A 23,698-nucleotide genomic window follows, 5' to 3' on the forward strand; every position below is an offset into this window, starting at 1 on the left:
TGGCGCTGCCCAGCCGGAGGGCCAGTGAAATCCATAGGGCGGCTTTAGCCCGTCATGGATTTTACGGTGCGGCCCGTGAGGCAGAACAAGAAAGCGTTCAGCTTTTCTCGTCGTAGCCTTCAGAATATTTCTGCGCGACGGCATCGAGCACGCCATTGACCATCTTGGGCACGTCGTCTTCATAAAACGCCATAGCCACATCCACATACTCGCGGATGACAACCTTGAACGGGATATCCTTGCGCTGTGTCAGTTCAAACACGGCAGAGCGCAGCAAGGCCCGAAGGGTGGCATCGATCCGCGTGATCGACCAGCCGCCCTTTCGCGTCGTATCGTCAATAATCGGATCGAGCCTGACCTGATTATGAACGACACCCCGCACGATATGGCGGAAATAGTCCGCGTCTGCGGGAAGATATTGCTCGCCTTCGACTTCGCGCCCAAGGCGGTAGGATTCAAATTCAGCGAGTGTGTCTTCAAGCGAAACCTGCCCGACATCCATCTGATAGAGCGCCTGAACCGCCGCCAAGCGCGCCGAGCCTCGCTGATTGGCACGTTTAGGGTCAATTGGTGGCGTGGAGGTCATCGCTCAGTCCTCCAGTTTCGTTTTGAGAGCCGCCATGGCCATGGCGGCAATTGCCGCGCCGCCCCCCTTGTTTTGCTCCGAGACGCGGGCGCGAGCCCAAGCTTGTTCCTCGTTTTCCACGGTCAGGATGCCGTTGCCAAGGGCGATACCGTCGGCAATCGTCAGATCCATCAGCGCACGGGCGCTTTCGTTGGAGACGATTTCGTAGTGGGTCGTTTCTCCGCGAATAACGCAGCCCAAGGCAACATAGCCGTCATAACGGTCACCTTGCAGCTCGCTTGCCATGGCCACTGCCGCCGGAATTTCGAGTGCGCCCGGCACGGTTACGACGTCAAATGTCGCGCCGGCGGCATCGAACGCCTCACTGGCGCCCTTGAGCTGCTCATCGGCAATATCGCTGTAAAAGCGCGCCTCGACGATGAGATAATGCTGCCCCTTGGCGGAGCCGGGCTGAATGGTGAAGCTGTCGCCTGAAGAGGCCATCATTTATTCCTTGTCTGATGCGCTGCGCATGTCGAGCAGGCGGGCGGCATAGCGTGCCATCGGGTCAACTTCAAGATTTACGCTGTCACCCTGCCGGTAATCCGGCCAATTGGTCGCAGAAAGCGTGTGCGGGATCAGATGAACGCTAAACCTGTTGCCCTCGACCCAATTGACCGTCAGTGACGTGCCATTGAGCGCCACGCTGCCCTTTTTGGCAATGAATTGTGCCAGTTCTCCTGGCGCCTCGAGAACGTAAGTGGTCTGATCGCCGATGTCTTTGCGCTCGACAATCGTGGCAAGGCCGTCCACATGCCCCGAAACGATATGGCCGCCCAACTCGTCCCCGACCTTGAGCGATCGTTCCAGGTTGATACGTCGCCCCACTTTCCAGTCTCCGAGCCGGGTGACGTCGAGTGTCTCGCGGGCGGCAAAAACGTCGAACCAGTTGCGCCCCTCGGATTCGCCCCTATCCGTCACTGTAAGGCAAACGCCTTCGCACATGATCGAAGCGCCCAGTTCCATGCCGTCGGGCTCGTATCGGGTCGCGATGCGCAGACGGCGCCCGTCATTGCGCTCGTCCACTTCAATCAAGGTGCCAATATCGGTGATGATGCCTGTAAACATTGCTCAGTCTGACTTTTCAAAGGATGTCAGTCTATCGCACCCCAACGCGCGCCGATCAACCGCCCTGAAGCCCAGTTCAGACAAACGCTCTGATAACGGAAAACGAACGCTGGCTGGAACGCCCTCCGGGCCAACAATCTTGTCGCCTTCCAGCAGTTCAAATCGATCGACCAGCCCTGCGTTTAGCAGGCTCCCGGTCAGTCGTGCGCCCCCTTCGACAAATAGACGCGAGATGCCTCTTTCGCCCAATCTTCGCAGGCCGGCAACCAGATCGGGGGCGCTGCCAACGCCGTCGACCTCGATCAGTTCGACATTTTCAGAAACCGATTCAAGATGGCCTTTTTTTGCAATGACTACAGTATGTTGAACACTCGAATTTGCAAAAAGATTCAGTGCGGGATTGAGTTCATTCTTGCCGGCCAAGATGACGCGCAAGGGCCTGCGATTTTCTAGGCCAGAGAGCCGGACACTGAGTCTCGGATCGTCCAAGCGTGCCGTTCCTGCTCCTATCATGACCGCATCAGAGAGTGCGCGCTGCATATGGGTCCAGCGCTTTGCCGTCTCGCCGGTAATTGGCACATTACCTTTGTCCGGCAACCCGATCATACCATCCTTGGACACAGCAAGTTTTGCCGTTACCAGTGGCCGCCCCGTCAAGATGCGTTTGAAGAACCCCTGATGCAGCTTTCGTGACAGCATATGATCAGGCGCAACGATGACATCGATACCGGCTGCGCGCAGCTTGGCGACACTTTTTCCTGCCGTTCGGGAGTCGGGATCGACGCAGCCACAAATAACCGTTGCGACCTTGGCCGCGATAACTGCGTCCACGCAGGGCGGCGTCCGGCCCCAATGATTGCAGGGCTCCAGCGTTACATAGAGGGTCGCTCCGGCAGCGCCCTGCCCGGCCATTGCCAAGGCCTGCGGCTCGGCGTGCGGGCGTCCGCCCGGAGCCGTCACGCCGCGTCCAAGCAGTCGTCCCTCGGGCGAGACGACTATTGCTCCAACGGTAGGATTTTCGGCGGTCGTCCCCAGGAACGGTAATGCCAGGCGAGCCGCAGCGTCCAGCCAGCGCAATTGAGCTGGCGCGGCTGTGCTCACTTATCGTCCTCGACGAGAATTTCGCCGCTTTCAAGCGTTTCGAGGAAGGATTGGAAATCCTCCGCGCGGGCAAAATTCTTGTAAACCGAGGCAAACCTGACGAACGCAACGTCATCGAGGCCCTTCAGGCCATCCATGACGTACTCGCCGATCTGATCGGAACTGACCTCGACATCGCCAACGCTTTCAAGTTGACGCACGACGCCTGAAATCATGCGCTCAACCGTTTCAGGGTCCACCTGCCGCTTGCGCAGTGCCGTATAGATCGACCGTGAGAGTTTTTCGCGATCGAAGGGAACCTTGCGGCCGGACTTCTTTACGACCGTAAGGTCACGAAGCTGCACGCGCTCAAACGTCGTGAACCGGCCACCGCAGCCGTTGCAAACGCGGCGGCGGCGAATCGCGTTGGAATCCTCTGTAGGCCGGGAATCCTTGACCTGTGTGTCATCGTTCCCGCAGTAAGGACATCTCATGCAGTTTATCCGTAGATCGGGAAGGCAGACGTCAGCTTGATGACCTTCTCTTTGACTTGCGCCTCAACCGCACCGTTATTCTCGTCGCCGTTGACGGCAAGACCGTCCAGAACCTCGACCATCAATTCGCCGACTTGCCGGAACTCTTGCTCGCCAAAACCCCGTGATGTTGCAGCGGGCGTTCCCACTCGGATACCCGATGTAATTGCCGGTTTTTCCGGGTCGAAGGGAATGGCATTTTTGTTACAGGTTATATAGGCGCGCTCCAAAGCAGCCTCTGCGGCTTTGCCTGTCACTTTCTTTGGACGGAGATCGACCAGCATCAAATGATTGTCGGTGCCTCCCGTTGCAATCTCCAGCCCACCCTTGACCAAGGTGTCGGCCAGCGCCTGAGCATTGGCAACAACCTGACGTGCATAGGCTTTGAATTCCGGCGTCAGCGCTTCGCCGAATGCCACAGCCTTGCCAGCAATGACGTGCATCAGCGGGCCGCCCTGGATGCCGGGGAAAATCGCAGAATTGACCTTCTTTGCGATCGCCTCGTCATTGGTGAGAATCATGCCGCCGCGCGGTCCTCGCAGAGTTTTATGGGTCGTGGTGGTGCAGACATGAGCATGTGGCACCGGGTTAGGATAAACACCGCCAGCAACCAGACCGGCCACATGCGCCATATCGACAAGCAGATATGCGCCGACCTCATCCGCAATCGCGCGAAATTCCGCCCAGTCCATCGTGCGCGAATAGGCAGAAAAACCAGCAACGATCATCTTGGGCTGATGTTCCTTGGCAAGTGCCCGCAGCTCGTCCATATCGACGCGGCCATCCTGCTGACGCACGCCATACTGAATCGCATTGAACCACTTGCCTGACTGGTTCGGCTTGGCACCATGCGTCAAGTGACCGCCGGCATCCAGACTCATACCCAAAATCGTATCGCCGGGTTGCAAAAGGGCCTGATAGACCCCCTGGTTGGCCTGGCTGCCCGAATTGGGTTGCACATTGACAAATTCGCAGTCGAAAAGCTGCTTTGCACGATCGATCGCCAGTTCTTCGACGACATCCACAAACTGGCAGCCGCCATAATAACGGCGACGCGGATAGCCTTCTGCATATTTGTTGGTCAGGACCGAGCCTTGCGCTTCCAGCACGGCCTTAGACACGATATTTTCCGAGGCAATAAGCTCGATTTCGTGCTGCTGGCGGTGCAGTTCATCTGCAATCGCCTTAGCGATGACCGGATCACCCTCGGCAATCGATCGCGTGAAAAACTGGGGAAATAGTGTAGCAGTCCCGGTGGCGCTCATGGGCAGACCCTCGACCTTTGTTTGAAGCAGTAAGGCAAGCAAGCGCGATCCGCTTAGCACAGGCATCCGCGCGATTCCAAGCAAACTTAAAATCAAGCAGCGATTTGCCGCTAAACGAGCCGACCAGGACGCGAGTCGGTCAGGATGCCTACCTCTTGTTGCAACCGCCGAACAAGCTTGGCCATGGCCACAGATTTCATATGCTGTTGGCTGGAAGAAACCGGCGCAATAACAACGACTTCGATACCGGTTTCCGAATCTATGGCAGCCACGCGGACCTGCTGGCCCACGTGGTGAAATTCAAACAGCACTTCGCGAGATGAGGCGGATGTCCGGCTCATCTCAAATGCGTCCGCTTAGGAAATCTCGGGAAATTCCGTGCGGCCTTCGCTATCGAAGTCATAGACGTCATCGCGGAAGCTTACGACGCCGTTGCGATTGGCCCAAGCCGTAAAATAGGTCGTGAAGATCGGCACTGGCGAGTTAACCGCGACGTCACGGCGCTCTCGGGAAACAAAAGCCTCGGTGACCGCACCCAGATCATAGCCATTGTCACGCAATACCCAAGCAATGAAGCTGTCCACATCAGCGACACGCACACAGCCTGACGAATGAAAGCGCGCATTTTCCGAGAAAAAGCCGCGCTGCGGCGTGTCATGCAAATACACAGTATGCGGGTTGTGGAAATTGATCTTGGCGTGCCCCATGGCGTTGTTTTCACCAGGATCCTGACGGAACGTATAGTTTGCCGCTTCCTCTGTATTCCAGTTGATGGAATCTTGGGAGATCTGATTTCCACGACCATCCAGAATGCGGATTCCGTATTCATTGAGATAATTTGGATTATCGCGAACCATCGGAATGATATCGCGGCGGACAATCGAGGTCGGGGCCGTCCAATAGGGATTGAAGTTGATCTCGTGGATACGGCTCTGCAGGATCGGGGTTTGCCGATCGATTCGACCGACCACTGCAGTATGTCGCTGGACGACTTGCCGGCTTTCAACCGCTTCAATCGCGGCTGCGGGGATGTTCACGTTGACATACCGGTCGGTCAACCGACCTTCGAGACCGCGCACGCGCTGTAGGTTGAGGTTAATCTGATGCAAGCGGGTCGACGCCGGCACCGTCATTGCCCAATAGGTATATTCGTCCACCTTGCCGGAAATCTGCAAACCATGGCGCGCCTGAAATCCGCGCACGGCCACATCGACATCGGCATCGAACAGTTCCGACATCTCGGCTTCTTGCGAAAGGTCGCCTGTATGCATCAAGTACCGACGCAGGTCACGAACAGCACTACGACTATTGCCCAGCACAAGTCCGAAGACGCCGGTGGGCACTTCAGGCCAACCACCGATATTGACCAGGCGCTCGTAGTACTCAGCGACGCGCTGAAGGTTATATTCGGTATCGAGCGATATGATTGGGTCTGTCGTGCCAATTGCACGCATTGCGAAAATTGAGTTGGCTTCACGGTCAGTGTCACGCAACACGCGCTGCTGTGCGAACTGTCCAAAGATAGATGCCTTGGCAACGGCTGGCGCAAACAGTGTCGCTCCAGCAGTGAAGGCAGCGATCGACTTGATCGCGTTACGTCGATTAGTTGTGGCTTTCTCTTGCCGCATCTGTCCTATCACCATCAAAATCTCAGCATGAACGCTAAATAGCTTTTTGCCGTAAGTCGGGCTTCGCCGCAATCGTCCTCACTACCCTTTTACCGCAATACAAGCCGGGCCAGAGGGGCGCCTTTTCAGCGCGCTCTATACGATGAACTGTTGGAGCTATATAGAGTTTAAGGCGCAAATAAGAAACGCCGACCCTGGGACCGGCGTTTACTAGGCAGGTGTGGCAGCAATATCACAGCAATGCGTACTGTTATAATTTGTAGAGGATCTGATCCACCCAGAAGCGTTCGAGACGCGAAAGCGCTGTATTGAGTCCGGAAAAGTCGGCTTCGCCAAGCCCGCCGACCTTCTCGATAGAATTGAGATGCCGCTCATACAGTTCGTCGATGACTTCAGCGACTTCTTCGCCTTTCGGTGTCAGGCGGATACGAACCGAGCGACGGTCCGTTTTGGAACGCTCCTGGAAGATGTATCCGGTTTCAACCAGTTTCTTGAGGTTGTAGGAGACGTTCGATCCCAGATAATAGCCCCTAGTCCGCAATTCGCCGGCCGTTAATTCGCTATCGCCGATATTGAACATCAAAAGGGCCTGAACAGGGTTGATGTCGTCCCATCCCATGCGGTCGAACTCGTCCTTGATCAGGTCGAGCAGACGGCGGTGCAGACGCTCCACACGGGAAACAGCTTCAAGATAAAGAGGTTTGAGACTGCGTTCCCGTTCTGGAGTGTCAGCCTTCGCTGCAGAAAGATTGTTAGCCATTGGTTATGCCTCACTGTCAAATTCGTCGCACGATTTTTCGTGTCTGTGAGGACAAATTACCCCGAGCCCAATAAGAACGGTTTAAGAGACAGGCTTAACTTTATCTTACGGGAAAACTTGGCATTTTTTGCTTTCCAACCCGTTACACCCGGTGTGAATTTTGTAACCTTTACAGGCTGTGAACAAGTCAGGCAGGCGGCCGAACAGGCTATCCTGTTTGCATAGTGGGCGTTTGCCACGGGTCACGAAAAATTCTTTCCACAGCGCTGAACTTGCGCATGCATTGAGAAAAACGCTTTTGATGGCTAATCGGCACGCTGCCGACGATCAAGGTTATGCGCCAGCACCAAAAGCAATATGGTTGCCAACATCAGCACAAGTTTGAAGATAAACCCAAACAAACCCGATCTAACTGTGAGATTGCCCGCCAGCGAAAAGCCGATTTCGACTGCCAATGCAATAACCAGCAGTACCGCCCCCCACTGCGCCTTCATCCAAAGCCCCAATGCCGCAAAAAGGCGCGAGGTAGAAAGCACGGTGAGCAGAATGAACCCTGTTGGGCCAAGTGTCGCCAATGGGCTTCCAGACGCTCCGGTTACACCCAACAAACGTGCAGCGTCGCTCAACCCCAAGAAGAGGCTGATCACGGCAAGCACCCGCGCATAAATGCCAGTGGGTTCGATTCTGAAATCCATTGCAGAGTCCCTCGGTCGGGACTCTGCTAACGTGATTTGGCGCCGAAGCGCAAGCAAACTAGGCGTTTCGCTTCTGCATCCACATCTTTGTAAGTATGATGCCAGCTACAAACAGCGCCACTCCCGGAACAAGGAAGACGCCGGCCAGGGTCAGGTTTGCAAAATCGAACGTGACAAGAACAAGGGAAGCCAGAACCCAGCCCCAATCAACAGCCAGATGCACGCGATACATGGCGTCTGGTAGGGAACTCAAGCGTGCGCATATGGCGTTAAACACTGCCCAGGCTATCAATGAGATGCCAAGCCAAACAACAGCGACCGGCGGCAAACTGATGCCAAGCCATTCGACTATGAATGGCGCCATAGTCGCAAATATCAGCCCCAGCCCCGCGCTTCCAACCGCGTCAAAGCCATAGATGTTGACCAAGCTGCCACGTCTTTCGAGTCCATGTACCTGTGTCATTTCCAACTCCAAATTTCATTACACCTGGAAAATGACGTTGATAGGTAAGCACAGCAATTACCTCGGAGGTAATGGACGCATATATATATTTGATGGTGTTCAATAAGGCTATGGAGGCACGGTCGATGCTTGGAAGCATTCTGAAACATTGGCGAGACCTGCGAGGAATGAGCCAACTCGATCTTGCTTTGGAAGCGTCCGTTTCGGCGCGGCACCTGTCCTTCATTGAGTCGGGACGAACCCGGCCCAGCGCTGCGATGGTATTGAGGCTGTCGGAAGCTCTTGCGCTCCCTTTACGGGAGCGTAACGCGCTCTTGCTGGCAGCAGGATATGCCCCCCGGTTTAGCGAGAGCGATTGGTCGAGCAGCAGTTTGGAGGCAGTTCGCGCAGCGGCAAAACTAATCCTGCACAACCACGAGCCCTATCCTGCGATTGTCCTCGACAGTAGCTTCAACGTGCTGGAAGCCAATGCAGCCGCCTGGTCGCTGCTTGGCACTGAAGCAACGCAAACCGCAATCAACATGGTCGATGCCGTATTCCTGCCCGGACCGATCCGCGATTCAATTGAAAACTGGGACGAGATTGCCAATTACTTCATTCATCGCTTAAGGCAGTCGGTACGTTTTCGGGGCACCAATTCGGCAGTGGCTGCGAAATTGAAACAGGCACTTTCGGCGCCGGGCGTAAAATCGCTTATCGACCAACCGTTGGGAACGACGAATACCGTCCTGCTTCCTGTAGTTCTGCAAAGCAATGGTGAAACCACACGCTGGTTTACGACGATCACCAGTTTCGGCGGTGCAATGGACGCGCTGGCAGAAGAGATCATGATCGAACAATTTCATCCCGCATAGCGACCAACTGCGGCACACAAGCGCTTTGCGCCCCTGGTCGCGCGCTGCTAAATGTTGCCGCACATATCTATTGGAGTGAGTTACGTGAGCGGAACTTGGGAAAAGCACGACATGGGATTTCTTGCAGGCCGCCGTTTGCGGCGCCCTCGCATGGCCGGTTGGAGTCGCGATCTGGTGCGCGAAACCACGCTTGCGCCGTCCGACTTCATATGGCCCATCTTTGTTGTCGACGGCCAGAATGAGCGCCAGGCAGTTGGGTCGATGCCCGGCGTTGAGCGCATCTCAATCGATCTCGCCGTCGAAGCAGCAAAACAGGCGAGTGCAGAGGGTATTCCGGCACTTGCGCTTTTTCCCAATACAGATCCATCTAAGCGCACGGAAGGAGGAGAAGAGGCCTTCAATCGCGACAATCTTGTCTGTCGCGCGCTTTCGGCGATCAAGAACGCGGTGCCGGAGATCGGTCTGGTCGCCGATGTCGCACTCGATCCGTACACCAGTCACGGTCATGACGGCGTGATGGAAGGCGAGGAAATCCTCAATGATGAGACCGTCGAGATTTTGGTCAAGCAGGCGCTTGTTCAGGCGCATTCGGGCGCAGACGTCATAGCGCCCTCGGATATGATGGATGGGCGCGTCGCCGCCATTCGCGCCGCATTGGATGCCAACGGTTTGGAAAAGACGATTGTCCTTTCCTACGCCGCCAAATACGCTTCTGCGTTTTACGGGCCATTCCGCGAGGCCGTGGGATCGGGAGCGCGACTCAAAGGGTCAAAGCTGACCTATCAGATGGACCCGGCCAACCACGAAGATGCTGTGCGGGAAGTTGGTCAGGATATCGCCGAAGGGGCAGACTGGATCATGGTCAAACCCGGCCTGCCGTATCTCGATATCTGCCGCCAGATAAAGGATCGCTTCGATATTCCGGTTTTTGCCTATCAGGTCTCCGGCGAATACGCGATGATCGCAATCGCCGGTCAGGCAGGTGCAATAGATCGAGAGGCCGCAATGGCCGAAAGCCTAATGGCCTTCAAGCGCGCTGGCTGCTCCGGGATTCTGACCTACTTTGCCCTGGAGATGGCGCGAAAACTCAACGCGTGAGTGTGAAGGACCTTGTTTTTCGCAGCAACCACACCATTTTGTGAGCGAAATGGAGGCAGCTGATATGGCTACAGATTTTTTTGGTCGTATTATTCGTGACGATCTGCCCAATCCGGCGGAATCTCCCGAGTTGTTCGAGGAGATCCTGTCGCGGCGGGTCGTTGCCTTTCTGATTGACTGTATCATCATGGGCGTCCTGATCGTGGCGGCATTCATATGCACTGCGATACTTGGCATTGTTACGCTGGGCCTGGCTTGGCTGACCTTCCCGATCATCGTGCCCATTGTATTTATCGCTTATTATGCAGTGACCCTTGGTTCATCCGCGCGTGCAACAATCGGCATGCGGGCGATGGATGTAGTCCTGACGCCCACGCGCAGCGCCACCCTTGATGGGTGGCTGGCGTTTCTGCATGTCATCCTGTTCTGGATTTCATGCTCGGTTCTAACGCCGTTTGTTTTGGCTGTCGGCCTTATCACAAACCGCAGGCAGTTGCTTCACGACATTGTCGCCGGCGTTTTGATGGTGCGGCGCTCGCCGATGGAACGGCATTGGGTGAACTATCACCGTCCCACTATTGGAACGTGATCGCTATTGCGTGCCTGATTCCGTTGCGCCCGATACAGCTCAAGAGTAGAGTTCCAGCAGGGTAATGCTGTGAACGACTTGAGCAAAAGATGGACCACACACCGGAAAGCGCCCAGTTCTTTTTGACCGCTCCGTTGCCCTGCCCCTACCTTGACGGTCGGCAGGAGCGCAAGCTCTTTACCCATCTGAGTGGCCGCAGAGCGGGATCGCTCCATCAATTGCTTTCCGATCATGGCTTTCGTCGCAGTCAAAATCTGATTTACCGTCCAGCCTGCCTTGATTGTGACGCCTGCCAATCCGTGCGCGTCGTGGCAAATCATTTTCACCCCTCATCGCGCCACCGTCGCAATTTGAAAGCGAATTCCGATGTCGTAAGCACCGCCGTCGCGCCGAATGCATCTAGCGAGCAGTTCAACCTTTTCCGCCGTTATCTCGAAGCCCGCCATCAGGGCGGCGGCATGACCCAGATGTCATATCCTGATTACGAATTCATGGTGGAAGACACGCCAGTCCAATCCATACTTGTCGAGTATCGGCTGACCTCAGACTGCGAGGAGGGTGATAAAGGGCAATTGATTGCCGTTGCACTGACCGATGTTCTGAACGACGGGCTGTCGATGGTCTATAGCTTTTATGATCCGGCCATGCCCAAGCGCGGCCTGGGCAATTTCATGATTCTCGATCATATCCAACGGGCCAGGGCTATTGGTTCAGGCTATCTTTATCTGGGATATTGGGTCCCGAATTCGCCAAAAATGGCCTATAAGGCCACTTACCGTCCGCTGGAAGTGCAGCGTGGTGCCCGGGGGTGGGTGCCGCTCGACGCCGACAGCGATGGTGGCAGCTAACGAGTGATCCTAACTTGGCAGGCCTGAAACGTATTTTCTCAGCACTTTACGTGCTGGCAACGGTTGCCATATTCGGCGCTGCCATAACCGCAGTGCTCGGCTTTGCGCATCCGGCCATGGATTTATTCAATCATATCCAACCGGCGCTGTTTTTCGGGGCGCTGACATTGATGCTCCTGGCGCCGATCGCGGTACAAGCCCATCGCGCACGCGCTGTGGCGCTCGCCCTGGCGGCAACGGCACTTTCTGCATCAAGCATCATCTATATCCCGGAAGTGATTGCCGGATTTGCCGTATCTGCGCCAGCATCGGCCAGCAGCGACAGATCCCAATATCGCCTGATAACCTTCAATGTTTTTGGGCGCAATGACGATCCTCAGGCACTGGTTGCCAACATCATCGCCATAGATGCCGATATTGTCGCCTTGCAGGAGTACAGTCGGGAAGTGCGTCGCGCCGTCCATGGCGAACTGGCGGAACACTATCCCCATTTCCAATATTGTGTGGGCGGGCGCCGGGCCTTTGTTGGCCTTTACTCAAAACTTCCCTTTGAGCCGCTCGATGCTGATGCGTGCTCCGCCAGCGCTGTAAATGACGACCGCACTGCCCGGATTGTCGTGCGGTTTTTGCCTGATGATGCGGCACCCTTTACGCTAGCGACAACTCATAACGATTGGCCAGCGCCAATCACACGCCAGGTCGATCAATTCAACACGCTGCGCGATGCGCTCTCGAACATTACGCAGCCCCTCATACTGGCCGGCGACTTCAATTCCACGCCTTGGTCTTACACCTTGCGCAGGTTTGTGACGGAGGCTGGCATGATCCGGCACACCTTCAATCTGCCGACCTTCCCGACGCTCTGGTACTACTTGGGCGATTGGCGCCCCACTTGGCCTATTCTACCCATCGATCACGTCATGACTCGCGGAGATATTGTCATCCACGAGCTGGAAACAGGTGAACCCAGCGGTAGCGATCACCTGCCCGTCATAGTGACGTTCTCGGTCAACACCTCTTGGTAATTTACGCGATCCAGCAGGCGCTTACCCGGAGAACTTGTTGTTGCGCGGGAATCCGGTTGGCGGTTGACGGCCAGCCTGCGCACGATCTCCCAGCCAATCCTTGAGATCATCGATTGACTTGGTGAAGGTCCGGCCAGAACTATCGGTCCAGGTAAGCCCGTCCGCCGCGGCAAACAGCTTTGCATCCGAGATGCCGCCATCTTTGTACTTCTGCAACCTCACACCCTTGCCGCGCGACATTTCCGGCAGTTGCGTCCTTGGGAAGACCAGAAGTTTCCGGTTCTGCCCGATCACGGCGATCATGTCGCCTTCTGCGGGGACACAGAGCTTGGCTTCATGGGTTCCGCTGACATTGAGCACCTGCTTGCCCTTGCGGGTATTGGCGATGAGATCTTCTTCGGCAACGATAAAGCCATTGCCAATGTCGGAGGCAATCAGACGCTTAGCTCCAGGCTTGTGGACAAAAATGTCCACGATGTCGTGCCCCTCCTCGATGTCCACCATGATGCGCACCGGTTCACCATGACCGCGCCCGCCAGGCAGTTTATCGGCCCCTAGCGTATAGACTTTACCGCCGGTCGTAAGGAGCAGTAATTTATCGGTGGTTTCGCATGTGATCGCGATCTTGAGCCTATCGTCAGTCTTGAAGTTAAGACCGGACGTATCGTTATTGTGGCCCCTAAGCGCGCGAATCCAGCCTTTTTGCGAAAGAACAACCGTGATCGGTTCGCGCTCGATCATTGCCGTTTCGATATCGGCAAGATCTGTGTCAGGGGCCTTGGCAAATTGGGTACGGCGACGCCCCAGTTCGGTGTCAGGTCCATAGGCTTTTTTAAGATCAGTAACCTCGCGGGTTACAATGCCCCACTGCTTGCGCTCGGAATCCAGCAGCGCTTCGAGTTGCGCCTTTTCCTCGGTGAGCTTGTCGAACTCAGTGCGGATTTCGATTTCCTCAAGCTTGCGCAAGGAACGCAGGCGCATGTTGAGAATCGATTCTGCCTGTACGTCCGTAAGATTGAAGCGGGCGATCAATTCGCCCTTGGCGTCATCCTCTTCGCGGATGATGCGGATCACCTCATCGAGATTGAGATAGGCAATCAGATACCCCCCGAGGACCTCGAGCCGGTGCTCGATCTGCCCCAGCCTGTAGCGCGAGCGACGGACCAGAACCTCCTTGCGATGTTCCAGCCAAGCCTTGAGCGCGTCACCAAGGCCTATCACACGGGGGATCATACCTTTATCGAGCACGTTCATATTCAGCGGAATACGCGTTTCAAGCTCGGTGAGCTTGAACATCGACTCCATCAGCAGAACCGGGTCGACCGTGCGTGCCCGTGGCTCCAGAACGACCCGGATATCCTCGGCGCTTTCGTCCCGCACGTCCTTGAGCAACGGCAGGCGGCGGGCCAATAAAAGCTCGGCAATTTTCTCAATCAGACGTGACTTCTGGACCTGATAGGGGATTTCGGTGACGATGATCTGGTAGGTGCCGCGGCCATTGTCTTCGACTTCCCATTTCGCGCGAACGCGGAAACCGCCACGCCCGGTACGATATGCCTGCTCGGTCGCCGCTTCGTCGTCGACAAGAATGCCGCCTGTGGGGAAATCCGGTCCGGGCACAAAGCGTATCAAATCTCGGGCCGTTGCATCCGGGTGCATCAGAATGTAAAGCGCAGCCTCGCAAAGCTCGGCAACATTATGCGGCGGGATCGATGTCGCCATGCCCACGGCGATCCCGCTGGAGCCATTGGCCAACAGGTTGGGGAAATTGGAGGGCAGAACAATCGGTTCCTCGTCTTCCCCGTCATAGGTCTGGCGGAAGTCGACAGAATCTTCCGTGATCCCTTCCAATAGCCGCTGGGCCACCTCGGTCATCCGGCTTTCGGTGTAGCGCATGGCGGCAGCGCCATCGCCATCGATGGAACCGAAATTGCCCTGGCCATCGACCAGCGGATAGCGAACGGCGAAATCCTGTGCCAGCCGGACCAGCGCATCATAAACCGACTGGTCGCCATGCGGGTGGTACTTACCGATAACGTCACCCACGATACGGGCTGACTTCTTATAACCTTGGCCCGGATCCAGTTTCAAAAGACGCATCGCATGCAAAATGCGGCGATGAACCGGCTTGAGGCCATCGCGCGCATCAGGCAAAGCGCGTTGCGTAATCGTTGAAATGGCATAGGAGAGGTAACGCTCCTCCAATGCCTCTTTCAGATCGACTATGCGCTCGACGCCTTGGGGCGGATCGACGAGTTCGGCCATAAAGCCTCCTCAAACAAGAAACGAATCAGTGTTGAATTATAGCCTGCCGGACAACCGGTTCGTCAGCCATTCGCGTGTCGAAGGCATCTCAATTTGCCGCGCTGTCCACACATGCCTGTCCAGAAAGTGTCCCGTCAGGGCAAATGCGGCCGCGACGTCATCGACAGAGGCTTCCGCATCGCCAATTAAAAACGCCGGCAACGGCAGCAACCTATCGAGGTAGGGCGCCGCAGCAGCTTGGCAAACCGCCCTGCCCGTTTTGGGTGAAACGTACGTAAGATTCTCAAGCGCCCCCGTAACAGCGCAGGCTTCGAGATCAAGACCAAAACCGAGCTCATCGAGCAACATCATCTCGAACCGCGCCAGTTCGCCTCCCAGTTCAAGAGGCGCCCATTCTGCGTCCAGAAACATTTCAACCGCGGTTAGCAACCGGTCATGCGGATCACGCTCCGGCAGCAGGCGCAAATGTTCGGCCAAGAGTTGCGCCAGATACAATCGCGTTCGGTCAGCAATGAGATTTGCTGCACGCATTCGCGTGACTTCCGCCGTGAATGTGCCTAAGTGATCTTCTAGGCGAGCGCGCCATGTCAACTTCGCCGAATTGCCCGGCTGCAATGTTGCTGCCTGCTTGGGCGCCCGTCCTCCCCGCACCAGCCCCAGGCATCGCCCGCGGCCCGGCACCATTGTTTCAAGGATCAGGCTGGTTTCACCATGCTTGCGCACGCCGATAATCAGCCCTTCAGCCGACCATTCCATGCCGTATCCTCTTTGTGTGCGGACCTATTTGGTCCAGTCCAGTCCCATTTCGCGATAACGCTCGGGATCGTCGGCCCAGTTCGCGCGCACCTTGACGAAAAGGAACAGGTGAACCGGCACCTCGAACATCTCCATCATTTCCCTGCGGGCTTCTGCGCCAATCGCCTTGATGGTCTGCCCCTTGGCACCAAGCACGATCTTTTTGTGTGTGTCCCGCGTGACATAGATCACCTGATCGACCCGGTACGAGCCGTCATTTTGCACCTTGAAGCTCTCGGTTTCCACCGTCGCTTGATACGGGATTTCCTCATGAATGCGCAGGAACAGCTTTTCCCGTGTGACTTCAGCGGCCGTAAGCGCCAGCGTCAGATCGGTTAGATGCTCCTCCGGGAAATGCCATGCCCCCAACGGTGCCTTCTGTACGCACCAGTTGATGAAATCGGTCACACCATCGCCATTGAGAGCCGAAATCATGAAGGTCGTTTCAAAACGCGCCTTCTCGTTGAGTTCCTGGGAAAGCTTGAGCAGCGTTTCCGGCCTGACCTTGTCGATCTTGTTGAGAATCAAAACCTTGGGCTGACGGATGTGGTCCAGACCCGCGATCAGTGCTTCAATCTCGCTATTGATCCCTTTCAGGGCATCGACAATAAGCGCCACCATATCCGCATCGCCTGCCCCACTCCAGGCGGAATTGACCATCGCCCGGTCCAGTCGACGCTTGGGGGCAAAAATGCCGGGCGTATCGATAAACACAAGCTGGCTTTCATCGAGCGTGAGGACACCGCGGACCTGCGCCCGCGTCGTTTGCGCCTTGTGTGTGACTATCGAAACTTTGGTGCCTACGAGCGCGTTGAGCAATGTTGATTTGCCCGCATTGGGAGCACCGAGCAAAGCGACAAAGCCGCAGCGCGTTTCCGTGGTAGGCGTGCTGGTTTCACTCATCGATCTTCTTTCCACACGTGTTCGCGGATCAGGAATTTTTCTGCCGCCTGATGCTCCGCCAGTTTCTTGGACGTGCCGCTCGCCGAAATCGGTTCGTAGCCAAGCACCGAAACCGATATCGTGAAAACCGGAGCATGATCCGGTCCCTGTCGTGCTGTTTCCGTGTATAGCGGCGGTTCGAGCCCCTGCGCCTGTGCCCATTCCTGCAAAGCCGTTTTGGAGTCGGCTCGCCGGGCCTGCGCAACATCGAGATTATCGCCAAACATTGCGGAAACGAACTGATAAGCCGGTGTCAATCCGCCATCGGCATAGATCGCTCCGATTACGGCCTCGCAGACATCGCCCAATATCGCATCTTTTTCGGCGCCCCCGGTGCGCGCTTCGCTGTCACCGAGGTTAAGAAAGTGCCCAAAGCCGAGTTTTCTCGCCACTTTCGCGCAGGTTTCCTTGCGCACAAGACTATTGAGGGTTCTGGACAACTCGCCCTCATTGGCCGCAGGCAAGCGATTCAAAAGCATGTCTGCGACCACCAGGCCAAGCACCCGGTCCCCCAGAAACTCCAACCGCTGGTAGCTTTCCGAAGTCCGTCGCGATGGAGATATCGCACTGGAGTGGGTCAACGCACGCTTCAGCAGCGCCGGGTCCTTGAATGTGTAACCCAACCGCGATTCAAGCTGCTCGCGATCCTGCGCTCTCAGGCTCATTCGTAAACCGAAGTGAACATACGATCGAGGCGAACGTTGCCGGGCCAACGCCAGATCTGCCAAGGCGGAATATTGTCCTGAATAGAGAAGAACCGCCACTCGGCCTTGCCGACAAAGTTCTCGAACGGCACGTAGCCCACCGAACTGAGAGAGCGGCTGTCGAGTGAACGATCGCGATTGTCACCCATCATGAAATAATGGCCGGCAGGCACCACGTATTCCGATGTATTGTCAAACTGTGCGCTGTCAGAAACTTCCTGGATTTCGTAACTCACCCCGCTGGGCAGGATTTCTCGGTATACGCTGACGGGAAGCGTCATGCCATTGCTGTCACGATCTTCACGGCGTTCAATAAACTCGCGCTCAACGGGTTCGCCATTGATGTTGAGGATGCCATCAATCATCTGAATGCGGTCACCTGGCAGCCCTACAACCCGCTTGACGTAATTTTCCGACTGTGGAACCGGCCGAAACACCGCCATATCGCCGCGCTCGGGAGCGTTGCCCAAGATGCGACCGCGCCATGGTACTTCGCTGTAAGGCAATGAATAACGCGAGTAGCCGTAGCTGTACTTCGACGCAAGAATATAGTCCCCAATGAGCAAATTGGACTGCATCGATGCTGTTGGAATGGAAAATGGCTCGAAGGCAAATGTGCGGAACACAAGTGCGATCAATAGCGCCTGCACCAGAATAACAATTGTTTCGCGCAATTCGCCCTTGCCGGACTTTTTCTTCTTTTCGGCATCCGACATAGGTTTGCTCATCTTTTTAAACTCTATCGAAAATTTGTGTTATGCGAGCGGTCAGGCCCGGTCAACCGACAGGGCCTCGATAATCACGAAGGCTTGCGCCAGACCGTTATCGTCGGTGATGGTGACATGGATATGCGCCTCATAGCCTTCAGGCACAAGCGTTTCCAGCCGTTTTGCCGCACCGCCGGTCAGTTTCATCGTCGGTTTACCACTGGGCAGGTTCACCACGCCCATGTCGCGCCAAAATACGCCATTTGAAAGGCCGGTTCCCAAAGCCTTCGCGCAGGCTTCCTTTGCAGCAAAACGCTTTGCATAGGATGCTGCGCGCAAGCGGCGCCTGTCGGATTTGGCGCGCTCGATTTCGGTAAAGCATCGATGTGTGAACCGCTCTCCGAAACGGGCAAGCGTGCGCTCCACATGCGCAATTTCACAAATATCGTTGCCCAGCCCAATAATCATTGCAGTCCCCTGCTCCCAGGCTTGACTGCGGGTATGGCCGCCAGCTCTGGTGGCAAATCGTCTGGAGCGTAGGCAGGCACCTTATATTGCGTCAAGGCGACCAGCGGTACGCCAATATCCGCTTCGCCCGCGGACCGATCAACGATGCAAGCCGCCGCCACGACGTCAGCGCCCAGCGCCTTGATGCAATCGATGCACTCGCGAATGGAGAGCCCGGTCGAAACGATGTCTTCAACAACGATAACTTTTTCGCCTGGCTCGACGGTAAAACTGCGACGCAATTCAAACTCGCCGCTGACCCGCTCGGTGTAGATTGCAGGCACCCCCAGATGCCGCGCAGTCTCATAGCCGGGGATAACGCCGCCCATTGCAGGCGAAACGACCTGGGAAATATCCGAGAACCCTTCAGCACGGATTTTCTCGGCGAGCGCCTTGCACAGCTTTTCGGCCTTGTCAGGGTGCATAAAAACGCGAGCCTTCTGCAAGAAGACCGCGGACCGCAAGCCTGATGACAGGATGAAGTGGCCCTCGAGCAACGCATCGCATGAGCGGAAAATATCGAGAACTTCATCTTGTGTCATTGTTCAGTATCCAGCTTGGTTTCAAATACCCCTTCCATGCCGGTAATCGCACTTGCCTGCAAGACCGTAGCCCTTTGAACCTTGGTGAGGCCCGGCGTACGCTTGAGCGTTGCCAGCACGTCGGTCAATTGCGCGAGGTCTCGCACCTCAAGCTCAAAAATGAGCTCATGGAAATCATTGGCAAGCGCGCGCATTACAAGGTTGGAGATATTTGCATCACAGGCCGCAATCGCAGACGAAATCTGCGCCAGCGCTCCAGGGCGGTTCGCGGAATGCATTGAGATCGCAACTTTATGAAGCCTGTCGGTATTGCCTGCAAGATCCCATCGGACATCGATCCAGCCCACATCCTGATCGTGGTAGTGGGCCAGCGCATCGGAATCGATTGGATAGACCGTCATCGTGCCACTTTGATGCAGAATGCCAACGAGTCGATCTCCCGGCACCACCCCCTCGCGCGACACGCTCACGGGCATATTGAAATCGAACCCTACCAGCGCGGCAAAGCGCTTAACCGAACTGTGCTGCCCGCCCGGCATCCGGAACTTGAACAGTTCCCCTTGCCGCAGCGAGAACCAACCTTCCGCGTTGTCACCGACCGGCAAGCTGAGCTTGCTTTTGCGCCGCCTCTTGCCCTTAAGCGCCGCTGCTTCGCGCGAGAGGTCTTCAGCGGTAATCGTCCCCTCTCCGACCTCAACAAGCATTTCCTTGCGGCCCGGTTGATCAAGTCTTGCAGCCAGGGCCGCGACGTCCTCGTCCGTGAGCGTGAGATTTTCGCGCTCCAGCACCGCCATCAGAACCTGTTCACCGAGCGAATGGGCACGTTGCTGGGCGCCAATACGAACTGCTCTGCGGATCGCAGAACGCGCCTTCCCAGTAACCGCGATGTTCTCCCAGTTCGGCGGAGGAACATGGTCGGGATCGCGCATGATCTCGACCTCGTCACCCGAATGAAGTTGGGTGATCAACGGCATCACCGCGCCGTTGATCTTGCAGCCGACGCAGGAATCTCCAACGTCGGTATGCACCGCATAGGCGAAATCGATAGGTGTGGCGCCACGTGGCAGGGCAATCAAGCGCCCCCGAGGCGTGAAGCAAAATACCTGGTCCTGAAAGAGTTCAAGCTTTGTATGCTCGACAAATTCTTCCGGATTATCACCTTGCGTCAGGTGGGCAATCGTCGTCCGAAGCCAGTTATAGGCCTGACTTTCAGCTTCAAGGCGCCCCATATCGCCTGAAATCGCCTCTTTGTACAAGGCATGCGCGGCAATACCGTATTCGGCTATCGCGTGCATTTCATGCGTGCGGATTTGCAGTTCCACGCGCTCGCGGCTTGGACCTACGATTGTAGTGTGGATCGAACGATAATCGTTGTGCTTGGGGACCGAGATATAGTCTTTGAACCGGCCCGGTACGACTTTCCATTTGGTGTGAACGACCCCGAGTGTGTGGTAGCACTCGTCAATCGTATCGACGATGACGCGAAAGCCGATCATGTCGGACAGTTGCTCGAGAGCGATGGCTTTGCGCTCGATCTTTGAAAAGATCGACCAGGCCGATTTCAGCCGAGAGGATACCTCGGCCTTTATGCCCTTCTCAGACAAGTAGTTTTCAAGCTCGGTGCGAATCTCGGTGATGATTTCACGGTGGGACTGCTCCATGGCAGCCAATCGCCCAGTGATCGCAGCATAATGCTCAGGATGAAGCGACTTGAAGGAAAGGTCTTCAAGCTCGGATCGCATGTCCTGCATACCCATGCGTCCCGCCAGCGGAGCATAGATATCCATGGTTTCCTGGGCGATCCGGCCACGCTTATGCATGGGCATGAATTCGAGCGTACGCATATTGTGCAGCCGATCTGCCAGCTTCACCAGCAGAACGCGCACATCCTGCGAAATCGCAAGAAGCAGCTTGCGTAGATTTTCCGCCTGCGCTTCCTCACGGCTCATCAGATTGAGCCGTTCGATCTTTGTAAGACCATCGACGATCTGGCCGATCTCGGTGCCGAACATCTCATCGATCTCGGCGCGCGTAGCATCTGTATCTTCGAGCGTATCGTGAAGCAGCGCCACGGCAATCGTCGCATCGTCGAGCTTGAGCTCGGTCAGGATCGCTGCAACCTCCAGCGGATGCGCAAAGTAAGGGTCGCCGGAGGCCCTGGTCTGACTCCCGTGCTTCTGCATGCCATACACATAGGCCTTGTTAAGCAATGCTTCATCGGCCTTGGGATTGTAGGCCAACACGCGCTCGACCAATTCATACTGACGCATCATGCGTCGAGGTACTCCGCTCTACCTGTTCAAACAATAAAGGCGCCGGACTGAATGCCAGACGCCTTTTTAAGACAATACAGGCAAAGCCCGATTGCAATCAATCGTCACGACGCTCCGGAGGAGCCAGGGATTCGATGCCCCGCAGAAGCTCTTCTTCGCTGATCGTGTCGAAGACCGGGCCGTCCTCGTCGTTGGACGTGGAGATCATCGGAGCAGTTTCATGTTCAGGCTCGTCAACCTCAACATATTTCTGCATCGAATGAATGAGATCTTCCTTGAGATCTTCGGGTGAAATCGTTGCGTCGCCAATCTCGCGAAGAGCCACAACCGGGTTCTTGTCATTATCGCGATCAACAGTAATCGAGGCGCCAGAGGAAATCATGCGCGCCCGATGCGCTGCGAGCAGAACCAGATCGAACCGGTTCGGGACTTTATCAATGCAATCTTCTACGGTGACGCGTGCCACAGCCGGTCTCCATTGCTTTAGGGGAGAAAGAACGGCTCTCTTACACGAGGCCAATGCCAAACACAAGGGTTCCCGCGCGCGATCGCCGCGATATTCGCGTTCGGTCCTTGACGCCATTATTGTTTGCAGATCGGCAGTTGTGAACCAATCCGGGCCCTCCGGCGTTGTTCAACCATTGATACTGCACTCATCTCATTTATTCGAGGCATTTGATTCAATGTTTGATTCCCGAGAGAAGATGGTTCTGTTCATTGACGGAGCCAATCTCTACGCCACATCCCGCGCTCTGGGCATCGATATCGACTACAAACGGTTGCTCGGAGAATTCCAGGAGGCCGCCTATCTCCTACGCGCCTATTATTACACAGCCTTGGTTGAGGATCAGGAATACTCTTCCATTCGGCCACTGATCGATTGGCTCGACTACAACGGCTATACAGTCGTAACGAAGCCGGCCAAAGAGTTCACCGACGCCCAGGGCCGACGCAAGGTCAAGGGCAACATGGACATCGAGCTGACCATAGACGCCTTGGAGCTGTCTTCATGCTACGATCATCTGGTGCTGTTTTCCGGTGACGGCGATTTCACGGCGCTGGTTGCAGCACTGCAGCGAAAAGGCAAAAAGGTAACTGTCGCATCCACTCTGAAGACACCGACGCCAATGATTTCTGACGATCTGCGCCGGCAGGCCGATTATTTTCTTGAAATTGCGACTTTAGCCAAGACAGTGGGGCGCAGCCCTGTTGACCGTTCGGTTCCGACTTATCAGGATGCCGACAACTGATCGAAACCCTGAGTCCCCTGCCCTTGCTACAGACCAATCCCGAGCACGACTGCCCGCTATGCCCGCGCCTTGTTGCCTATCGGCGCGAGAACCAGCAACAGTTTCCCGACTGGTTCAATGCTCCTGTTCCCCACTGGGGCGATCACGAGCCGAGCCTGATAATCGTTGGCCTTGCGCCTGGCGTACGCGGGGCCAATCGCACGGGCAGACCATTTACAGGCGATTATGCGGGCGACCTACTCTATGCAACGATGTCGAAATTCGGTTTTGCCTCGGGCGAGTATCTGGCCGATCCTGATGATGGGCTGGAACTGCGAGATGCAATGATTGTCAATGCCGTACGCTGCGTACCGCCGCAAAACAAGCCGACCGGTGCAGAAATCAAGACCTGCCGACAATTCCTTTCGGCAACGCTCACGGTGAACACGAAGGCACATGCCTATCTTGCGCTTGGCCGGATTGCACATGAATCTTTCTTGCGCACACTGGGCCTGAAGCTGGCGGACTATCGCTTTGCTCATGGCGCCGAGCATAAATTACCCGATGGACGTGTCCTGTTCGACAGCTACCATTGCTCCCGCTACAACACCAATACCGGGCGGCTGACCGAAGCGATGTTTGAAGCCGTATTTGCACGCATCAGGCGAACGATTGGCGGTAACTGAGCCCGATCAGCCCTGCTTGAGAAGGCGCTGCTTGTCGCGAGACCAGTCACGATCCTTGAGCACCGCGCGCTTGTCGTAGTTCTTGCGCCCCTTGGCCAAGCCGATCAACAGCTTGGCGATGCCGCGGTCATTGAAGTAGAGCTTGAGCGGAACAATCGTATTGCCCGCCCGCTCCACCCCGCGGGTCAGCTTTGCCATTTCCTTGCGCGAAACCAGCAACTTCCGGCTACGTTTTTCGTCGTGATTGAAGCGGTTTCCTTGCACATATTCGGGAATGTTTGCGTTGATCAGCCAAAGTTCGCCATCCTCAGGCGAAACATAGGATTCGGCGATCTGCGCCTTGCCGTTCCGCAAGGATTTCACTTCAGTACCGCGCAGAACGATGCCGGCTTCCATGGTGTCGAGGATCTCATAATCAAACCGGGCACGGCGATTATCCGCAACCATGCCATGTTCGAGAATGCCTTTGTCCTTCTTGGGAGCCATATCAATCCTGTTCGGTCTGCGCCTTATTCAA

General features: G+C 55.9%; 28 protein-coding genes and 1 pseudogene. 8 read left to right on the forward strand and 21 right to left on the reverse strand.

Annotation, left to right across the window (positions count from 1 at the left end):
* Nucleotides 1–97: 97 nt before the first annotated feature.
* The 11 genes from nusB to EO133_RS12345 form a co-directional block, all read right to left on the reverse strand.
* Nucleotides 98–586 (reverse strand): transcription antitermination factor NusB, encoded by a 489-nt coding sequence (gene nusB, locus EO133_RS12295; protein ID WP_127072951.1) that lies wholly within the window; start codon nucleotides 584–586, stop codon nucleotides 98–100.
* A gap of 3 nt (nucleotides 587–589) precedes the next feature.
* Nucleotides 590–1,069: a 6,7-dimethyl-8-ribityllumazine synthase gene (locus EO133_RS12300; protein ID WP_127073005.1), complete on the reverse strand. Its 480-nt coding sequence runs from the start codon at nucleotides 1,067–1,069 to the stop codon at nucleotides 590–592.
* Between the two features lie 3 nt (nucleotides 1,070–1,072).
* Nucleotides 1,073–1,693 carry a riboflavin synthase gene (locus EO133_RS12305; RefSeq protein WP_127072952.1) on the reverse strand — a complete coding sequence of 207 codons (621 nt, stop codon included), beginning with the start codon at nucleotides 1,691–1,693 and terminating at the stop codon, nucleotides 1,073–1,075.
* Nucleotides 1,694–1,696: 3 nt separating this feature from the next.
* Complete coding sequence (gene ribD, locus EO133_RS12310) at nucleotides 1,697–2,794, reverse strand: bifunctional diaminohydroxyphosphoribosylaminopyrimidine deaminase/5-amino-6-(5-phosphoribosylamino)uracil reductase RibD (RefSeq protein WP_127072953.1); 1,098 nt, start codon at nucleotides 2,792–2,794, stop codon at nucleotides 1,697–1,699.
* The gene (gene nrdR, locus EO133_RS12315) at nucleotides 2,791–3,267 is read right to left on the reverse strand and encodes a transcriptional regulator NrdR (RefSeq protein WP_127072954.1); all 477 of its coding nucleotides are present in this window, start codon (nucleotides 3,265–3,267) and stop codon (nucleotides 2,791–2,793) included. Before nrdR ends, ribD begins: the two co-directional genes overlap by 4 nt.
* A 5-nt stretch (nucleotides 3,268–3,272) precedes the next feature.
* The gene (glyA, locus tag EO133_RS12320; RefSeq protein ID WP_127072955.1) at nucleotides 3,273–4,571 is read right to left on the reverse strand and encodes a serine hydroxymethyltransferase; all 1,299 of its coding nucleotides are present in this window, start codon (nucleotides 4,569–4,571) and stop codon (nucleotides 3,273–3,275) included.
* 110 nt (nucleotides 4,572–4,681) lie between these two features.
* Nucleotides 4,682–4,912: a DUF6898 family protein gene (locus EO133_RS12325; protein WP_127072956.1), complete on the reverse strand. Its 231-nt coding sequence runs from the start codon at nucleotides 4,910–4,912 to the stop codon at nucleotides 4,682–4,684.
* Between the two features lie 15 nt (nucleotides 4,913–4,927).
* Nucleotides 4,928–6,199: a L,D-transpeptidase family protein gene (locus EO133_RS12330; protein ID WP_164735000.1), complete on the reverse strand. Its 1,272-nt coding sequence runs from the start codon at nucleotides 6,197–6,199 to the stop codon at nucleotides 4,928–4,930.
* A 250-nt stretch (nucleotides 6,200–6,449) separates the two neighbouring features.
* Entirely contained in the window at nucleotides 6,450–6,959 is a 510-nt protein-coding gene (gene ldtR / locus EO133_RS12335) for a transcriptional regulator LdtR (RefSeq protein WP_127072958.1), read from the reverse strand.
* 305 nt (nucleotides 6,960–7,264) lie between these two features.
* On the reverse strand, nucleotides 7,265–7,654 hold the full coding sequence (locus tag EO133_RS12340) for a DUF6163 family protein (RefSeq protein WP_127072959.1): 390 nt from the start codon (nucleotides 7,652–7,654) through the stop codon (nucleotides 7,265–7,267).
* Between the two features lie 58 nt (nucleotides 7,655–7,712).
* Complete coding sequence (locus EO133_RS12345; protein WP_127072960.1) at nucleotides 7,713–8,117, reverse strand: hypothetical protein; 405 nt, start codon at nucleotides 8,115–8,117, stop codon at nucleotides 7,713–7,715.
* 125 nt (nucleotides 8,118–8,242) lie between these two features.
* Between EO133_RS12345 and EO133_RS20830 the strand changes: the two are divergent.
* From EO133_RS20830 to EO133_RS12370, 6 genes and pseudogenes are all read left to right on the forward strand, one after another.
* Nucleotides 8,243–8,419, forward strand: a pseudogene (locus tag EO133_RS20830) (helix-turn-helix domain-containing protein); the annotation flags it as partial.
* A 12-nt stretch (nucleotides 8,420–8,431) separates the two neighbouring features.
* Nucleotides 8,432–8,971 (forward strand): MmyB family transcriptional regulator, encoded by a 540-nt coding sequence (locus EO133_RS12350; RefSeq protein WP_244640764.1) that lies wholly within the window; start codon nucleotides 8,432–8,434, stop codon nucleotides 8,969–8,971.
* Between the two features lie 111 nt (nucleotides 8,972–9,082).
* Nucleotides 9,083–10,069, forward strand: coding sequence for a porphobilinogen synthase (gene hemB / locus EO133_RS12355; RefSeq protein ID WP_127073006.1), 987 nt, complete (start codon nucleotides 9,083–9,085; stop codon nucleotides 10,067–10,069).
* 64 nt (nucleotides 10,070–10,133) lie between these two features.
* On the forward strand, nucleotides 10,134–10,658 hold the full coding sequence (locus EO133_RS12360; protein ID WP_164735001.1) for an RDD family protein: 525 nt from the start codon (nucleotides 10,134–10,136) through the stop codon (nucleotides 10,656–10,658).
* Nucleotides 10,659–10,747: 89 nt separating this feature from the next.
* Nucleotides 10,748–11,506, forward strand: a complete 759-nt coding sequence (locus EO133_RS12365) for an arginyltransferase (protein ID WP_127072963.1) — start codon at nucleotides 10,748–10,750, stop codon at nucleotides 11,504–11,506.
* A gap of 14 nt (nucleotides 11,507–11,520) precedes the next feature.
* Entirely contained in the window at nucleotides 11,521–12,531 is a 1,011-nt protein-coding gene (locus tag EO133_RS12370; protein ID WP_127072964.1) for an endonuclease/exonuclease/phosphatase family protein, read from the forward strand.
* 21 nt (nucleotides 12,532–12,552) lie between these two features.
* On the opposite strand, the gene parC is transcribed toward EO133_RS12370, so the two are convergent.
* From parC to rpoZ, 9 genes are all read right to left on the reverse strand, one after another.
* Nucleotides 12,553–14,796, reverse strand: coding sequence for a DNA topoisomerase IV subunit A (gene parC, locus EO133_RS12375; RefSeq protein WP_127072965.1), 2,244 nt, complete (start codon nucleotides 14,794–14,796; stop codon nucleotides 12,553–12,555).
* A 36-nt stretch (nucleotides 14,797–14,832) separates the two neighbouring features.
* On the reverse strand, nucleotides 14,833–15,552 hold the full coding sequence (recO, locus tag EO133_RS12380) for a DNA repair protein RecO (RefSeq protein WP_127072966.1): 720 nt from the start codon (nucleotides 15,550–15,552) through the stop codon (nucleotides 14,833–14,835).
* 24 nt (nucleotides 15,553–15,576) lie between these two features.
* Nucleotides 15,577–16,494, reverse strand: a complete 918-nt coding sequence (gene era / locus EO133_RS12385) for a GTPase Era (protein ID WP_127072967.1) — start codon at nucleotides 16,492–16,494, stop codon at nucleotides 15,577–15,579.
* Complete coding sequence (rnc, locus tag EO133_RS12390; protein WP_127072968.1) at nucleotides 16,491–17,198, reverse strand: ribonuclease III; 708 nt, start codon at nucleotides 17,196–17,198, stop codon at nucleotides 16,491–16,493. Before rnc ends, era begins: the two co-directional genes overlap by 4 nt.
* On the reverse strand, nucleotides 17,195–17,965 hold the full coding sequence (lepB, locus tag EO133_RS12395; protein ID WP_244640762.1) for a signal peptidase I: 771 nt from the start codon (nucleotides 17,963–17,965) through the stop codon (nucleotides 17,195–17,197). Before lepB ends, rnc begins: the two co-directional genes overlap by 4 nt.
* A 39-nt stretch (nucleotides 17,966–18,004) precedes the next feature.
* Nucleotides 18,005–18,412 carry a holo-ACP synthase gene (gene acpS, locus EO133_RS12400; protein WP_127072969.1) on the reverse strand — a complete coding sequence of 136 codons (408 nt, stop codon included), beginning with the start codon at nucleotides 18,410–18,412 and terminating at the stop codon, nucleotides 18,005–18,007.
* A complete protein-coding gene (gene pyrE, locus EO133_RS12405; protein WP_127072970.1) occupies nucleotides 18,409–18,993 on the reverse strand; it encodes an orotate phosphoribosyltransferase in 585 nt (194 codons plus the stop codon). The genes acpS and pyrE overlap by 4 nt, the downstream gene beginning before the upstream one ends.
* A complete protein-coding gene (locus tag EO133_RS12410; protein WP_127072971.1) occupies nucleotides 18,990–21,266 on the reverse strand; it encodes a RelA/SpoT family protein in 2,277 nt (758 codons plus the stop codon). Before EO133_RS12410 ends, pyrE begins: the two co-directional genes overlap by 4 nt.
* 97 nt (nucleotides 21,267–21,363) lie before the next feature.
* On the reverse strand, nucleotides 21,364–21,732 hold the full coding sequence (gene rpoZ, locus EO133_RS12415; protein ID WP_127072972.1) for a DNA-directed RNA polymerase subunit omega: 369 nt from the start codon (nucleotides 21,730–21,732) through the stop codon (nucleotides 21,364–21,366).
* A gap of 217 nt (nucleotides 21,733–21,949) precedes the next feature.
* Between rpoZ and EO133_RS12420 the strand changes: the two genes are divergently transcribed.
* Together EO133_RS12420 and EO133_RS12425 are read left to right on the forward strand one after the other, a co-directional pair.
* Nucleotides 21,950–22,516 (forward strand): LabA-like NYN domain-containing protein, encoded by a 567-nt coding sequence (locus EO133_RS12420; RefSeq protein ID WP_127072973.1) that lies wholly within the window; start codon nucleotides 21,950–21,952, stop codon nucleotides 22,514–22,516.
* A gap of 23 nt (nucleotides 22,517–22,539) precedes the next feature.
* The gene (locus EO133_RS12425) at nucleotides 22,540–23,181 is read left to right on the forward strand and encodes a uracil-DNA glycosylase (RefSeq protein WP_244640760.1); all 642 of its coding nucleotides are present in this window, start codon (nucleotides 22,540–22,542) and stop codon (nucleotides 23,179–23,181) included.
* 6 nt (nucleotides 23,182–23,187) lie between these two features.
* On the opposite strand, the gene smpB is transcribed toward EO133_RS12425, so the two are convergent.
* On the reverse strand, nucleotides 23,188–23,667 hold the full coding sequence (gene smpB, locus EO133_RS12430) for an SsrA-binding protein SmpB (protein ID WP_127072975.1): 480 nt from the start codon (nucleotides 23,665–23,667) through the stop codon (nucleotides 23,188–23,190).
* Nucleotides 23,668–23,698 lie beyond the last annotated feature (31 nt).

Origin of the sequence: Pelagibacterium lentulum (assembly GCF_003992625.1) — a bacterium.
Lineage (GTDB): Bacteria > Pseudomonadota > Alphaproteobacteria > Rhizobiales > Devosiaceae > Pelagibacterium > Pelagibacterium lentulum.

What these genes read in the sequence shown, in the direction of transcription:
- EO133_RS12340 (WP_127072959.1), bottom strand. Translation starts at nt 7,654, where the DNA reads ATGGATTTCAGAATCGAACCCACTGGCATTTATGCGCGGGTGCTTGCC.
- nrdR (WP_127072954.1), bottom strand. Translation starts at nt 3,267, where the DNA reads ATGAGATGTCCTTACTGCGGGAACGATGACACACAGGTCAAGGATTCC.
- pyrE (WP_127072970.1), bottom strand. Translation starts at nt 18,993, where the DNA reads ATGACACAAGATGAAGTTCTCGATATTTTCCGCTCATGCGATGCGTTG.
- EO133_RS12345 (WP_127072960.1), bottom strand. Translation starts at nt 8,117, where the DNA reads ATGACACAGGTACATGGACTCGAAAGACGTGGCAGCTTGGTCAACATC.
- parC (WP_127072965.1), bottom strand. Translation starts at nt 14,796, where the DNA reads ATGGCCGAACTCGTCGATCCGCCCCAAGGCGTCGAGCGCATAGTCGAT.
- EO133_RS12330 (WP_164735000.1), bottom strand. Translation starts at nt 6,199, where the DNA reads ATGCGGCAAGAGAAAGCCACAACTAATCGACGTAACGCGATCAAGTCG.
- recO (WP_127072966.1), bottom strand. Translation starts at nt 15,552, where the DNA reads ATGGAATGGTCGGCTGAAGGGCTGATTATCGGCGTGCGCAAGCATGGT.
- acpS (WP_127072969.1), bottom strand. Translation starts at nt 18,412, where the DNA reads ATGATTATTGGGCTGGGCAACGATATTTGTGAAATTGCGCATGTGGAG.
- lepB (WP_244640762.1), bottom strand. Translation starts at nt 17,965, where the DNA reads ATGAGCAAACCTATGTCGGATGCCGAAAAGAAGAAAAAGTCCGGCAAG.
- ldtR (WP_127072958.1), bottom strand. Translation starts at nt 6,959, where the DNA reads ATGGCTAACAATCTTTCTGCAGCGAAGGCTGACACTCCAGAACGGGAA.
- hemB (WP_127073006.1), top strand. Translation starts at nt 9,083, where the DNA reads ATGGGATTTCTTGCAGGCCGCCGTTTGCGGCGCCCTCGCATGGCCGGT.
- rnc (WP_127072968.1), bottom strand. Translation starts at nt 17,198, where the DNA reads ATGAGCCTGAGAGCGCAGGATCGCGAGCAGCTTGAATCGCGGTTGGGT.
- EO133_RS12325 (WP_127072956.1), bottom strand. Translation starts at nt 4,912, where the DNA reads ATGAGCCGGACATCCGCCTCATCTCGCGAAGTGCTGTTTGAATTTCAC.
- EO133_RS12420 (WP_127072973.1), top strand. Translation starts at nt 21,950, where the DNA reads ATGTTTGATTCCCGAGAGAAGATGGTTCTGTTCATTGACGGAGCCAAT.
- EO133_RS12305 (WP_127072952.1), bottom strand. Translation starts at nt 1,693, where the DNA reads ATGTTTACAGGCATCATCACCGATATTGGCACCTTGATTGAAGTGGAC.
- EO133_RS12410 (WP_127072971.1), bottom strand. Translation starts at nt 21,266, where the DNA reads ATGATGCGTCAGTATGAATTGGTCGAGCGCGTGTTGGCCTACAATCCC.
- EO133_RS12360 (WP_164735001.1), top strand. Translation starts at nt 10,134, where the DNA reads ATGGCTACAGATTTTTTTGGTCGTATTATTCGTGACGATCTGCCCAAT.
- nusB (WP_127072951.1), bottom strand. Translation starts at nt 586, where the DNA reads ATGACCTCCACGCCACCAATTGACCCTAAACGTGCCAATCAGCGAGGC.
- era (WP_127072967.1), bottom strand. Translation starts at nt 16,494, where the DNA reads ATGAGTGAAACCAGCACGCCTACCACGGAAACGCGCTGCGGCTTTGTC.
- glyA (WP_127072955.1), bottom strand. Translation starts at nt 4,571, where the DNA reads ATGAGCGCCACCGGGACTGCTACACTATTTCCCCAGTTTTTCACGCGA.
- smpB (WP_127072975.1), bottom strand. Translation starts at nt 23,667, where the DNA reads ATGGCTCCCAAGAAGGACAAAGGCATTCTCGAACATGGCATGGTTGCG.
- EO133_RS12300 (WP_127073005.1), bottom strand. Translation starts at nt 1,069, where the DNA reads ATGGCCTCTTCAGGCGACAGCTTCACCATTCAGCCCGGCTCCGCCAAG.
- EO133_RS12365 (WP_127072963.1), top strand. Translation starts at nt 10,748, where the DNA reads ATGGACCACACACCGGAAAGCGCCCAGTTCTTTTTGACCGCTCCGTTG.